Here is a 12,218-nt window from a genome sequence, read left to right as displayed (position 1 = left end):
TATTTAGGAGTCTTAATGCAAACGCTTTCCAGCTTTTTCCAATCAATTATTGACCCTTTACGTTATAAGGATGTGGATAGCGTAATTGTTGTTATACATGCTGGCGTTGAGGTAGATAATTTCTTGCAGGCGATATCTCAGTTCGCTAGGATAGCTGCTGTAATTCCTAAGAGCAGCTCCAAAAAATTTTCAAATTTAACTTTATTAAAGCAACGCTACCCAGTTGTTGATGTGGATCGTCATTACATAAAAAATCGCACCTCTAATTTTATTGATGTTGTGGATGGGTTAACTGCAAATGAGAGATTTGCAGTTGTGGATATGGGGGGTTATTTTTCACGAATAACTATCGATTTAGCGGTGCGATTTGGAGACAGATTTATTGGGATAGTAGAAGATACTGAGAATGGGCACCAAAAATATGAGGTTGCCGTGCAAATACATAATCAATTCGAATCTATTTTTCCAATTATCTCGGTAGCCCGAAGCTCTCTCAAGGATCCAGAGGATGCTTTAGTGGGGCAGGCAATTGTATTTTCAGCAGAATCCGTGATGCGTGAACGCGGAAATATTTTATTGGGAAAGGTAGTTGGGGTTATCGGGTTTGGCAAAATCGGGCGATCGATTGCATTTTCCCTTGTCTCAAGAGGTGCAAGGGTGGATGTATATGATTCAAATCCAATTTTGATTGCTACAGCACTTTCACTTGGCTTTCATGCCTGTTGTAGGTCTGATTTTTTAAGTCGAGCCGACATTTTATTTTGTGCAACAGGGAATAAGTCCCTTTCAACTTTGGATGGTGTTTATTTAAAAAATGGGTTGCATATTTTTTGTGCTACATCATCTGATGATGAGTTATCAATTTGCTTGCGTAAAAAATTACATACCGAATCTTTTTTAGAGTCACCCCATACCCGCAGAGTAGTTTTATCCAACAAAAATATTTATATTCATAACGATGGAAATTCAATTAATTTTTTACATGGTGCAGTTGTTGATAAATTTATAGAGCTTGTACAGGGTGAAATTATTTATTCACTTGGGAGTTTGGGTGGGGCACCGCGCGGCCGGATTTCATATCTCCCTGATCTCGATAAAAAATATATCGCTCACCAATGGATTTCTAGATATGGTCACGGTCGAGCATTGCTATGCTGATGTATGAATCCCTTCCAATAGCTGCATCACTCATTTCATCCATTAGCCGAGCAGGTTTAAATGTGGTTGATAGACAGCAATTTATAAATACCTCTATATGCCCTATTAATATTAGCTATTGGAATAACTTTCTTCCTGTTGTGTTGATGGCCCCGTTGGTGTTATTTTCCCCGGCAGCGGGATTTGTGTCTGCAGATCTTATTTCTTTTTATGTTGTACTTCTGGCTTTATTAATCCAATTGCTTGCATATTCATTTGGCTATGCATTTAGAACCCTGCGGGTCACCGATATCGCTATTCTTTCAAAGTCTGCTGATATCACTGTTCCGGCTTTCCTTTCTTTGGTCGGGGTTTATTCGATTCACTCGGGTGTGATTTGGATTTTGCCTGCAATACTATGTATGTTTGTATTGGCTGCTGGCATTCAAGCTGCAAAAAGATCAATTTGGGCATCTATTGCACTAGTAACCATACTATCTTCTCAGGGGATCTATTCGTATTTTGTTGGCTTTAATTCGCCATTAGATAGTGGGTATTGGGGGCTACTATCTTTTACATTTGCAGTGCTAATTTGGCGATTTATTTTTTCATTTTTAATCTTAATTCGAAAAGAAGGATTTGCGAGAGCATTCAAATTTCCTGGGGAAATTTTGACTTTAGGTGGGTTTTATACTCGCGGCTTTTTAACGGCAATTACTCAAATTACATTTTTACTTGCAATAAGCGCTAATCAGCTGATGCTCGTGTGGCCAATACTGAATACCACGGGTTTTATGGGGGCAATATTTGCATATTTATTCTTGGGAGAGAGGTTGTATGTAAGAGATTTGTTATTTATTTTGTTAACTTTCCTACTCACAGTTTTGGCTATGTATTTGCTTAATTATGAAAAATTTCACACGTTTTTTTAGAAAAAATTTTGATATTTCAACAGTCCCTGAGCAATTTTTAGGGGCATTTCTTATGATTGCCTCTGAAGAAAATCCATTGTCTAGGCTTAATGTGACTGGCCACATTACTGCTAGCGGGCTTGTCATTAAAGATGACTTAGTGCTCTTGATCTACCATCCCTATATTAAGCAATGGTTCCAGCCTGGCGGCCATATTGATGATGGTGAGTCTCCTATTGAGGCGGCAATAAGAGAGGTTTACGAGGAGACAGGAATTCTTTGCGAATCTACTGATGGTCAATTGGATCCAGTTGATATTGATCTGCATGAAATCCCTGCAAATCCAAAGAAAGGTGAGGGCGCACACTTGCACATTGATCTTTTATTTGTATTGCAGGTGATTGAGGAGCGAGATTCTCCTGAGGATATTCAAAAAGCATGGGTGCCTTTTGATCAAATTACCAGCCCGCGCATTAAACGAGCCTTGCAAAAGCTGCAAGACCAGGCTTAAGCCCCTAGTGCCTCTAGTAAATCCGTTTCCAACAAGATCTGCAGTTTAGGGTTCTTGCTCAGGTTGGCCGCATCCAATAAGAATACGTCTTCTACACGCTCACCCAATGTATTGATGCGCGCGGTGTGTAAGGAGACTTGATGCTTGGCCAATATCCTAGAGATTGCATAAAGTAAGCCGGTGCGATCACTCGCTGAAAGAGATAGCGCATAGTAATGTCCGCGTTCGTCTGGAGTCATGTGGACGCGTGGCTGAATAGGGAAGGTGCGAGATTGCCTCGAGAGTCTTCCCATGCTGGGTGATGGCAGAGGAGCACTAATTTGCAACGCTGCTGTGAGTTCGTACTCCACTAACTGAATTAGATCGCGGTAGCTGCCGCCCTCATCCACTAGATTGCTGCCAGAAATTTGGAAGGTATCCAGTGCATAACCATGCTTTGTCGTATGAATGCGGGCATCCCAAATGGAGAAGCCATGGCGTTCAAAGTAGGCGCAAATTCTGGCGAAAAGATCTTCTTGATCCTTGATATAGACAGCAATCTGCAATCCCTCTCCAACTGGGGAGAGGCGAGCGCGTACGACCGGCGTTTCGCTATCCACCCTGTCAAATAGATGGCGAGTTAACCAGGCAATATCAGCGGCATCTTGGCGCAAGAAGAAGGCAACATCTAATTGCTTCCAGAGATTTTCATAGGTAGGATCTTCAATTGCATTGAGGCGCAACATGGCGCGGGATTCTTCTTGATGTTGTGCGAGTTCAGAGGAAGCATCTGGCTTTGCTCCACCCAATACACGCAAGGTTACGCGATAGAGGTCCTCTAGGAGTTTGCCTTTCCAGGCATTCCATACTTTGGGGCTAGTACCGCGGACATCAGCAACGGTCAGCAGATACAGTGCGGTAAGGTGGCGCTCATCACCCACCTTTTTAGCAAACGCTTGCACCACATCGGGATCGGTAATATCTTGTTTCTGAGCCACTTGGCTCATATTCAAGTGTTCTGCAACCAGCCAAATTAAGAGCTCGGTATCCGCCTTATCTAAGCCATGATCTTTGGCAAACTTGCGCATGTCTGCCTTGCCAAGCTCAGAGTGATCGCCACCACGTCCCTTAGCAATGTCATGAAACAGTGCAGCGATGACTAATAGCCAAGGCTTTTCAAAATGGGCAATCAGACTACTGCAGAAAGGAAACTCATGCGTATGCTCAACCACCATAAAGCGGCGTACATTCCGCAGTACCATCAGGATATGTTGATCCACTGTATAGACATGAAACAAGTCATGCTGCATTTGACCAACGATTCTTCTGAAGGCTGGCAAATAGCGACCGAGGACGCTGGTGCGGTTCATGAGTTGGAAGGCGCGACTGACTCCCTCGGGCTCCTTAAGGATTTCAATAAAGAGTGCGCGGTTCACCGGATCTTTGCGCCATTGACTATCCATCTTTTGGCGAGCGTTATATAAGGCTCTAAAGATCGTTGCCGATAAGCTCTTGACGTTCGCTGTTTGCGCAAAAACTAAAAAGGTCCGCAGGATTTGTTCTGGATACTCCTGAAACAACTGAGGGTCAGTAATATCTAGGACGCCTTGACGCTCAATAAAGCATTCATTGCCCACGCCAGCAATGGCATGGGTTGTTTTGGATTCTTGAGGAAAAAGGAGTGCTTCAATATTTTGAAGTAGTACATCGTTTAATTGGCTGACTGCTTTGGCCGCCCAGTAGTAGCGGCGCATGATGGCCTCACTGGCTAGTCTAGAGGACTCTTCCGTGATGCCCATGGCCGCTGCTAATGGTGTCTGTAAGTCAAATACCAAAACATCCTGCCTACGCTTGGCCAGTAGATGCAAGTTAGCGCGCAGAGTTTCTAAAAAACGCTGGTTACGATTGAGCTCTGTTAACTCACGTTGAGTTACCAAGCCTGCAAGACTGAGATCCTTGAATGTATTACCTAAGTGCGCTGCTTTGCTGACCCAGGAAATTACCTGTAAGTCACGTAAGCCACCGGGACTCTCTTTGCAGTTAGGCTCCAATGAGTAGGGCGTGTCTTGATATTTATAGTGACGCTGGATTTGCTCTGCTAGCTTAGCCTGGAAGAATGACTTTGGGTCTAAACTCTTTTCATAAACAGATTCAAACTCTTTGAAGAGGGCTTTCTTGCCACAGATGAGTCGTGATTCAAGTAGGGAGGTGCGAACGGTAATGTCTTGCTCTGCTTCAGATGTGCACTCAGCAACAGTTCTCACTGAGGAGCCAATTTCTAATCCGGTATCCCAGCATTGCGCTACAAAATTTTCAATCTTGCTGGCAAGTACTTCTTCAAAGTATTCCTTATCTGCAGGTAGCAAAATCAGAATATCAATATCGGAGTAGGGAAAGAGTGCACCTCTGCCAAATCCACCCACCGCTACAAGAGCAGCATCCGAATTTAAATCACAGGAATTCCATAAGCTGATGAGAAGTTCATCGCTGAGCTTGCTCAGTTGCTTGGTTAATCGCCCAACCACTTGATGCTCACGAAAGTCCTCATAGGCTAATTCTCGTGCAGCCCTTAGGCTGTCGATATCTGCAATAGGTTTCATTGCTGCGAGAGTTTGCCCCATTACGCTTGAACTAATTTAGTAATTAAGCGTTGGCTAGATTTGGTCTAAATGAGAGACCTTTAACGCAATCAGGAATTGGATTGCTACCCTCTGACCAAGTTAATACCTCAACGCCGGTGGCTGTTACCAAGAGCGTGTGCTCCCATTGCGCTGAGAGACTACGGTCTTTAGTCTTTACCGTCCATTGATCAGGCATTGTCCGAATATCACGCTTACCTGCATTGATCATCGGCTCAATGGTGAAGGTCATGCCTTCTTTTAACTTTTCACCGGTGCCAGGACGGCCGTAATGAAGAATCTGTGGATCTTGATGAAACACTTTGCCAATGCCATGACCGCAGTATTCACGAACAACTGAATAACCAGCCTTTTCAGCATGGGTCTGAATGACATGGCCAATGTCACCTAGGGATGCGCCAGGCTTAACTTGCGCAATGCCAAGCCACATACACTCAAAGGTAATTTGAGTGAGGCGTTTAGCTAATACTGAAACTTCACCAACCATAAACATGCGACTGGTATCACCGTAGTAGCCATCAGGCGTAATCACAGTGATATCGAGGTTGACAACATCACCGGTTTTTAAAATCTTTTCGCCAGGAATACCATGGCAGATCACATCATTGACCGAGGTGCAGATCGACGCCGGAAAGGGTGGGTAGCCTGGAGGTTGGTAGTTGAGTGGGGCGGGGATGGTCTTTTGAACATCGCGCATATATTCATGGCAGATGTGATCCAACTCCGCCGTGCTGACTCCAGCTTTGACGTGCGGGGCAACGTGGTCAAGAACTTCACTGGCTAAGCGACCAGCTTCGCGCATCCCTTGGATGTCTTTTTCGGCGGTAAATACACTATTCATGCCTTGATTATCAACGACTTGGGGCTTTTTACTAGTGGGTATATGCCTAAAAAATAGGCGGGCACACGATTTAATGGCATTTCTGAGTAGGTTTTCTAGTGAGGAGCTAGGGGTAGGGCGTCTAGACCATTGATATTTAAGCTATAATTTCGTTATCAGGTCAATTTTGATCTGAAATAGCGGGTTGAGCCTTCCAGGGTGGCGCTTTTTAGCGCAGCTAGGACTCAATCTCAGAAACCAACCCTTAGGAGAAGTTATGTCAGTAACTATGCGTCAAATGCTGGAAGCCGGTTGCCATTTTGGTCACCAAACCCGTTTCTGGTCCCCAAGAATGGCCCCATACATTTTCGGCCATCGCAACAAAATTCACATCATCAACTTAGAAAAAACATTGCCAATGTTTCAGGACGCCCTGAAATTTGCAAAACAAGTTGCTGCTAACCGTGGAACTATCTTATTCGTCGGTACTAAGCGTCAATCTCGCGAGATCATTGCTGAAGAAGCTGCTCGTGCTGGTATGCCTTACATCGACAGCCGTTGGTTGGGCGGTACGCTCACGAACTTCAAAACTGTTAAAGGTTCCCTCAAGCGTTTGAAGGACATGGCAGTTGCTAAAGAAGCTGGCGACTGGGAAAAGCTTTCCAAGAAAGAAGCCTTGACTAATGATCGCGATCTCGACAAGTTGCAAAAAGCACTTGGTGGTATTCAAGATTTGAACGGCGTTCCTGATGCAATTTTCGTAGTGGACGTTGGCTATCACAAGATTGCTATTACTGAAGCTAACAAGCTGGGTATTCCGGTTATCGCCGTAGTGGATACCAACCACTCACCAGAAGGTGTTGATTACATCATTCCTGGTAACGATGACTCCAGCAAGGCTGTTCTGCTCTACGCTCGTGGCATTGCTGATGCAATCCTCGAAGGTAAATCAAACTCTGTTCAAGAAATTTTGACTGCCGTTAAAGAAGGCGAAGAAGAGTTTGTTGAAGAAGGGAAATCTGAATAATGGCCGCTATTACCGCTGCAATGGTTGGCGAATTACGCGCCAAGACTGATGCTCCGATGATGGAGTGCAAAAAAGCATTGACTGAGGCTGATGGCGATATGGCTCGTGCAGAAGAAATTCTGCGTGTAAAGCTCGGTAGCAAAGCTGGTAAAGCTGCATCCCGTATTACCGCGGAAGGCATCGTTGCTTCAGCAATCAATGGCACTACAGGCACTTTGCTTGAAGTGAACTGCGAAACTGACTTCGTTTCAAAAAATGATGATTTCTTGGCATTTACACAAGCCTGCGCAAATCTGATTTCTGAAAAGAATCCAGCTGACGTTGCTGCCTTACTTGCATTACCAATGAATGGCCAAACTGTGGATGAAGTTCGTAGCGCCTTGATCGGTAAGATCGGCGAGAACATCATGCCACGTCGCTTCAAACGTTTCGCTGGTAGCAACAAGTTGGTTTCTTACCTCCACGGTACTCGTATTGGCGTGATGGTTGAGTTCGAGGGTGATGAGACTGCAGCTAAAGACGTAGCAATGCATATTGCTGCAATGAAGCCGGTAGCTTTGTCGATGGCTGATGTTCCTGCTGAAGCCATTGCTGTTGAGCGTAGTGTTGCTGTTCAAAAGGCTGCTGAGTCTGGCAAGCCACCAGAAATCGTTGAGAAGATGGTTGAGGGTTCTATTCAGAAGTACCTCAAAGAGGTTTCTTTATTGAATCAAACTTTCGTTAAAAACGACAAGCAATCTGTTGAGCAAATGCTGAAGGCTGCTAACACCACAATCAAGGGTTTCACCATGTTTGTTGTGGGCGAGGGCATTGAGAAACGTCAAGACGACTTTGCAGCTGAAGTTGCTGCTCAGGTCGCCGCTGCTAAGGGTGCTTAATTAGCTCCAAGCTTGCTGGGCTCTTCCAGTACGGCTGTAATACCCAAAAGGGCATCGAAACCTCGGTTTCCATGCCCTTTTCTTTGATCTGTGCCAAGCCCTTTATAATTTGGACAAGAAATTAAAAAGTACTTAAAGATCAATAAGCTAAGCAGATAAATGGCCTAGCAAATTACGGAAAATAAAACGATGCCAGCCTACAAACGTGTTCTCTTAAAACTCTCTGGTGAAGCCCTCATGGGGGATGATGCTTTTGGAATCAATCCAATCACGATTGATTCCATGGTGAAAGAAATAGCCGACGTAGTGCATAGCGGCGTTCAATTGGCTATCGTGATTGGCGGCGGAAATATTTTCCGAGGTGTAGCAGGTGGTGCGGCCGGTATGGATCGTGCAACAGCTGACTACATGGGAATGCTCGCCACAATGATGAACTCTCTCGCACTGCAAGATGCTTTGCGCCAAAAAGGTGTTGAAGCTCGTGTGCAGTCTGCTTTGAGAATGGATCAAGTGGTCGAGCCTTACATTCGTCCTCGTGCGATTCGTGCTCTGAGTGAAGGTAAGGTGGTGATCTTTGCAGCTGGTACGGGAAATCCATTCTTTACTACCGATACAGCAGCCGCTTTGCGTGGTGCAGAGATGGGAGTTGAAATCGTGCTTAAGGCCACTAAGGTAGATGGTATTTACAGTGCAGATCCAATGAAAGATCCAACAGCTACTTTGTATAAAACAATGACTTTTGACGAGGCAATCATCAAAAACTTGCAGGTAATGGACGCAACTGCTTTTGCATTGTGCCGTGATCGCAAGTTACCAATCAAAGTGTTTTCGATTCTCAAACCAGGCGCATTGATGCGTGTGGTTCAGGGTGAGTCTGAAGGCACTTTAGTACACGTTTAATAGGAGGCTTGATGTCCGCAACAGAAATTAAAACTACTACCGATCAAAAGATGCAGAAGTCTCTTGAGGCTCTGAAAACCAATTTGGCGAAGATTCGTTCTGGTCGTGCAAATCCCGGAATTTTGGAGCATATCCAAGTGGATTACTACGGTAATCCAACGCCACTAAGCCAAGTGGCTAGCCTAGGTTTGGCTGATGCCAGAACGATTAACGTGCAGCCATTTGAAAAAACGATGGTTGCTGTGATTGAAAAGGCGATTCGTGATTCCGATTTGGGTCTCAACCCAGCCTCGCAAGGCACTGTGATTCGAGTACCCATGCCTGCATTAACTGAAGAACGCCGCCGTGATTTGACTAAGGTTGTTAAAAACGAGGGTGAAGATACCAAGATCGCTGTACGTAATTTACGCCGCGATGCCAATGAGCATTTAAAGCGCCTCACCAAAGATAAAGAAATTTCTGAGGACGATGAGCGTCGTGCGACTGATGACATTCAAAAGATGACTGATCGCGCCGTGGTCGAGATTGATAAGATCGTCTCTGAAAAAGAAAAAGAGATCATGACGGTTTAATCGTCAGATCCAATCTTATTATTCGCCTCATGACACAGCACACTAGCTCAACCTTGGTAATTCCAGAGGTTAGCGCCATTCCTCGTCATGTCGCCATTATCATGGACGGTAATGGACGTTGGGCCAGTAAACGATTCATGCCACGTGTAGCGGGTCACTCAGAGGGCTTAGGTGCTGTTCGTAAGATTGTTCAAGAGTGCCGCCAACTAGGCGTGGAATATCTCACTTTGTTTGCATTCAGCTCTGAAAATTGGCGTCGCCCTCCAGAAGAGGTCAGCTTTTTAATGAAGCTATTTCTAAAGTCCTTAAAGGGTGAGGTGTCTCGTTTAGCTGAAAACGATATCCGTCTTCGCCTCATTGGGGATTTAAGTCGCTTTGATTCTGGGATTCAGGAGATGGTGCAGTTCTCCGAAGAAAAAACGGCGGCCTGCAAAGGGCTTACGCTTACTATTGCTGCTAACTATGGTGGACGTTGGGATATTTTGCAGGCGATGCGCCAATCTTTGGCTGCCAACCCTAGCTTGAAACCAGAGCAGGTATCTGAAGAATTATTGCAACCCTATTTATCTATGGCTTACGCGCCAGAGCCAGATTTGTTTATTCGCACTGGTGGCGAGCAGCGTGTCAGTAACTTTCTGCTTTGGCAGCTAGCCTATACCGAGCTGTACTTTACGGATACTCTCTGGCCTGATTTTGATGAAGCTCAACTACATAAAGCTTTTGACTGGTTTAGTCAGCGCGAGCGTCGCTTTGGACGCACGAGCGCTCAGTTAGCGTCTGAGTCATTGAGTGACGCAGTCTAAAACCCTCCTTATTTCCCCATGCTAATAACCCGAATCATTACTGCCACCATCTTAATGGCGGTGCTATTACCCATTTTATTTTTCTTGCCACCAATTTACTTGGGTATATTTTTCCTAATTACCTTAGTTGCTGCTGCTTGGGAATGGAGTCGCATGATTGCTCCGGAAGCTAAGAAGGCTGCGTGGCTCTATGCTGTTTTTTGTTTGGTCATTATTTTATTGTTGCTAGGAATGCAAGCAATTGCATGGCAGTTTTCTTTGCTCATGATGGCGGTCTTGTTTTGGTTTTTCGTAGCGCCATTCATCTTAGCCAAAGGAATGAATCTCTCGCTTCAAAAATTCAAACCTTTTTACAGCATTGTCGGTTTGATCATTCTGCCGGCAACTTGGTTTGCTTTAGTCTTCTTGCGTGAGTTGGGCTTAATCTTTTTATTAACAACGATGGCCTTGGTTTGGGTTGCTGATATCGGTGCGTATTTTGTTGGTAAAGCTTTTGGTAAGCATAAGCTAGCCGTGAGCATTAGCCCGGGGAAGTCGATTGAGGGTGCGCTAGGCGGTTTACTGCTTTGTTATCTCTACGCATTCTTATGTGTGACGTATTTACCGCTAGGCGACACTTTATTTGGTGCTTGGGCTATTCAATTTGGATGGGTGCCGATGTTCCTGATGGTGACAGCATTAACAGCGTTCAGTGTCTTTGGGGATTTATTTGAATCTCAGTTAAAGCGTTTGGCTGGCGTTAAAGACAGCAGTCATTTACTGCCGGGTCATGGTGGCGTTCTAGACCGCGTTGATGCACTCATTCCAACAATGCCGATTGCTGCATTACTAGCAGGGTTGATTTAATGTCTCCTAAACAGCTTGCTATCTTAGGGTCTACTGGATCGATTGGTGTTAATACCTTAGACGTAATCCGTGCTCATCCCGATCGCTTTACAGTAGTAGCTCTGACTGCTGCAAAACAAATTGAGCGTTTAGCAGAGCAATGTATCGAGTTTAAGCCTGCTATTGCAGTGGTGGCTGACGCTGATGGCGCCGCTCAACTGAGTCAACTTTTGCAAGAGAAAAAGATTTCCACTCAAGTTCTCTATGGACCTGAAGCTCTGGTCAGCGCAGTAACAGAATCGGGTTGCGATACCGTGATGGCAGCTATTGTGGGAGCCGCCGGCCTAGTCCCTACTTTGGCGGCAGCAAAAGCAGGTAAGCGAGTATTGCTCGCTAATAAAGAAGCGTTAGTAATGTCGGGTAATTTATTTATGCAGGCGATGAAAGCGGGCGGCGGCGAATTGCTGCCGATTGATAGCGAGCACAATGCGATTTTTCAATGTCTACCTGATCGCTTCACAAAAACCCCGTCTGTTCATTTAGGCGTTGAAGAGCTTTGGTTAACTGCTTCTGGCGGACCCTTTAGGGATAGACCCCTCGCAGATTTAGCTGGCATTACACCTGATCAAGCCTGCGCCCATCCGAATTGGGTAATGGGTCGAAAGATTTCGGTTGATTCCGCGACAATGATGAATAAAGGTCTTGAAGTCATTGAGGCTTTTTGGTTGTTTGGCTTGCCACTACAAAAAATTAAGGTTTTGATTCATCCGCAGAGCGTAGTGCACTCGATGGTGCGTTATCGCGATGGCTCAGTCTTGGCGCAAATGGGGCAACCTGATATGCGTACTCCGATTGCCTATGGATTGGCTTGGCCTGAACGTATTGATGCTGGTGTTGCTCCTTTGAATCTGACGCAGTTAAGTGGCCTCAGTTTTACAGAGCCGAATTTTGCTCAATTTCCTTGTTTGAGTTTGGCCTTTGCTGCTGCAAAAGCAGGTGGAACTGCGCCTGCCGTATTAAATGCTGCCAATGAAGTTGCTGTTGCAGCTTTCTTAGGGGGTGGGTTGCCTTACTTAAGCATTCCGAAGGTGGTAGAGTACTGCTTAAATGTCTTGCCATCAGACCCAGCAGATTCCTTAGAAATCATTCTTGGGGCTGATGCTCAGGCTCGTCAAGTTGCTAATCAATTTATTGACGACCTTCAGAAATAGATTGG

The 12,218-nt window shown here is 45.1% G+C and carries 12 protein-coding genes; 10 read left to right on the top strand and 2 right to left on the bottom strand.

Going from position 1 to position 12,218, the window contains the following annotated elements; all coding sequences use genetic code 11:
* Positions 1-15: 15 nt before the first annotated feature.
* The 3 genes from FD967_RS07240 to FD967_RS07230 are packed head-to-tail and all read left to right on the top strand — an operon-like array spanning position 16 to position 2,559.
* A complete protein-coding gene (locus FD967_RS07240) occupies positions 16-1,158 on the top strand; it encodes an NAD(P)-dependent oxidoreductase (RefSeq protein ID WP_215325312.1) in 1,143 nt (380 codons plus the stop codon).
* Entirely contained in the window at positions 1,152-2,069 is a 918-nt protein-coding gene (locus FD967_RS07235; RefSeq protein ID WP_215325311.1) for a hypothetical protein, read from the top strand. The genes FD967_RS07240 and FD967_RS07235 overlap by 7 nt, the downstream gene beginning before the upstream one ends.
* Before the next feature lie 52 nt (positions 2,070-2,121).
* Positions 2,122-2,559 (top strand): NUDIX hydrolase, encoded by a 438-nt coding sequence (locus FD967_RS07230; protein WP_215325310.1) that lies wholly within the window; start codon positions 2,122-2,124, stop codon positions 2,557-2,559.
* Here FD967_RS07230 and FD967_RS07225 read toward each other — a convergent pair.
* Positions 2,556-5,159: a [protein-PII] uridylyltransferase gene (locus FD967_RS07225; protein ID WP_215325309.1), complete on the bottom strand. Its 2,604-nt coding sequence runs from the start codon at positions 5,157-5,159 to the stop codon at positions 2,556-2,558. The two genes, FD967_RS07230 and FD967_RS07225, sit on opposite strands and share 4 nt — an antisense overlap.
* 22 nt (positions 5,160-5,181) lie before the next feature.
* Complete coding sequence (map, locus tag FD967_RS07220; RefSeq protein ID WP_215325307.1) at positions 5,182-6,018, bottom strand: type I methionyl aminopeptidase; 837 nt, start codon at positions 6,016-6,018, stop codon at positions 5,182-5,184.
* A gap of 256 nt (positions 6,019-6,274) precedes the next feature.
* Between map and rpsB the strand changes: the two genes are divergently transcribed.
* The 7 genes from rpsB (at position 6,275) to ispC (ending at position 12,213) form a co-directional block, all read left to right on the top strand.
* Positions 6,275-7,024, top strand: coding sequence for a 30S ribosomal protein S2 (gene rpsB / locus FD967_RS07215; RefSeq protein WP_215325305.1), 750 nt, complete (start codon positions 6,275-6,277; stop codon positions 7,022-7,024).
* Positions 7,024-7,902, top strand: a complete 879-nt coding sequence (gene tsf, locus FD967_RS07210) for a translation elongation factor Ts (protein WP_215325304.1) — start codon at positions 7,024-7,026, stop codon at positions 7,900-7,902. Before rpsB ends, tsf begins: the two co-directional genes overlap by 1 nt.
* 189 nt (positions 7,903-8,091) lie before the next feature.
* Positions 8,092-8,802, top strand: a complete 711-nt coding sequence (gene pyrH / locus FD967_RS07205) for a UMP kinase (RefSeq protein ID WP_215325303.1) — start codon at positions 8,092-8,094, stop codon at positions 8,800-8,802.
* An 11-nt stretch (positions 8,803-8,813) separates the two neighbouring features.
* Positions 8,814-9,374, top strand: a complete 561-nt coding sequence (gene frr / locus FD967_RS07200) for a ribosome recycling factor (protein WP_215325302.1) — start codon at positions 8,814-8,816, stop codon at positions 9,372-9,374.
* Between the two features lie 29 nt (positions 9,375-9,403).
* Positions 9,404-10,177, top strand: coding sequence for an isoprenyl transferase (locus FD967_RS07195; RefSeq protein WP_215325301.1), 774 nt, complete (start codon positions 9,404-9,406; stop codon positions 10,175-10,177).
* Positions 10,178-10,195: 18 nt separating this feature from the next.
* Positions 10,196-11,023, top strand: a complete 828-nt coding sequence (locus tag FD967_RS07190) for a phosphatidate cytidylyltransferase (RefSeq protein ID WP_215325300.1) — start codon at positions 10,196-10,198, stop codon at positions 11,021-11,023.
* Positions 11,023-12,213 carry a 1-deoxy-D-xylulose-5-phosphate reductoisomerase gene (gene ispC / locus FD967_RS07185; protein ID WP_215325299.1) on the top strand — a complete coding sequence of 397 codons (1,191 nt, stop codon included), beginning with the start codon at positions 11,023-11,025 and terminating at the stop codon, positions 12,211-12,213. Before FD967_RS07190 ends, ispC begins: the two co-directional genes overlap by 1 nt.
* Positions 12,214-12,218 lie beyond the last annotated feature (5 nt).

This window comes from Polynucleobacter sp. JS-Mosq-20-D10 (genome assembly GCF_018687755.1).
GTDB lineage: Bacteria > Pseudomonadota > Gammaproteobacteria > Burkholderiales > Burkholderiaceae > Polynucleobacter.
Note: the sequence above shows the minus strand (reverse complement) of the source record. Positions and strands in the feature narration are given on the sequence as shown.